Here is a 1313-nt window from a genome sequence, read left to right on the forward strand (position 1 = left end):
GCACTGAGTACATCTTTTTGAGCTGATGGCCCGTTCAAACGAACATGACGAAAAACAGGTACACCGTCGCGTTTCTGTTCATTCCGAATCCTCCTGAACGCGTGAAAGATTTGGTACCGAACCCGTGGAAGGGCAGGATGCCTATCAGGAGAACCTGTAACTTTCCCTAGGCCGTTTGGTCGATTTCGGAGGCGTGGAAGCACTAGACCATCAAGCCGAATGGACGGACGCCGGAAAAAAGCTTTTCAATGCATTAACACAGCCACGAGGGCTTGTGGGGGGCCGCATCAGCGATGCGGCAGACCAGTGGACTAAAACCGAGGTATAAAAATTATGAAGTCTCTCGTTTCGCGCTTTCTCAAAAACCAGTCTGGCGCCACTGCTATCGAGTATGGCCTGATCGCTGCCCTTATCGCAGTCGTCATCATTACCGCTGTCGGTCTGGTTGGTACACAGCTCGATATCACCTTCGACAGGATCGCGACCGCGCTCACCGACGCAAACACACCCTAACTCTTTGATACTTCATGTATCTCAGCCACACTAAATTCTGCGGAGGAGTTCAATGTCTCCTCCGCACAATCATTAGAAACAGTCGCGATAATCGCGTCATAGACCACTAAGGGGCAGCAATGACGATCTCTGCTGTTGCAGCGCTCACGGCAAGTCTCTGCTTCGCTGCTGCGACAGTCTGGGCAGGGTTGATGGACCTTGCCACGATGAAGATCCGCAATGAGCTCGTCCTTTTTCTTCTCGGCATTTATGCGGCTCTGGCACCGCTTGCCGGCTTTGGAGCGGTGCAAATCGGCTTCAGTGCTGCAGTAGCGCTGAGCGTTCTGGCCGGCATGTTCATTTTTTTCGCGCTCGGCTGGATCGGTGGCGGAGATGCGAAACTCAGCGCTGTTGTCGTTCTTTGGATCGGCGCAGAGCACGCCCTTCCCTATGTTGTTTACACCGCCCTCTTCGGCGGCATCCTGACTCTCGCCCTGCTCCAGTTTCGTTCAATCCCCCTTCCCGCTTCTGCTCGTCGCGTACCATGGATCGCACAGCTGCACGCGCAGGATTCCGGCGTGCCCTACGGCATTGCCATTGCGTCAGCAGCCCTGTTCATTTTCCCAAGCACAAAATGGATGACGGTGCTGTCATGAGCGAAACAGGCCGGCAGGATTTCGTCATAATCTTAATTTCGGTACGGCGAGGTTTCCGATCATGATGCGCATCATCATTCTCGTTATCGCCATCGGCGCAGGCAGTCTTGCCGGCTGGCTTGCCCTGTCTATGAAACCAGGCGTCGCTGTCACTCCGGTTCAAGC

At 54.4% G+C, this 1313-nt stretch carries 2 protein-coding genes; both read left to right on the forward strand.

Going from position 1 to position 1313, the window contains the following annotated elements:
• Window positions 1-333: 333 nt before the first annotated feature.
• Window positions 334-513 carry a Flp family type IVb pilin gene (locus ACXJKO_RS31690; RefSeq protein ID WP_457094965.1) on the forward strand — a complete coding sequence of 60 codons (180 nt, stop codon included), beginning with the start codon at window positions 334-336 and terminating at the stop codon, window positions 511-513.
• A gap of 119 nt (window positions 514-632) precedes the next feature.
• A complete protein-coding gene (locus ACXJKO_RS31695) occupies window positions 633-1148 on the forward strand; it encodes an A24 family peptidase (RefSeq protein WP_457094966.1) in 516 nt (171 codons plus the stop codon).
• Window positions 1149-1313: the final 165 nt, after the last annotated feature.

This window comes from Microvirga sp. P5_D2 (genome assembly GCF_054049475.1).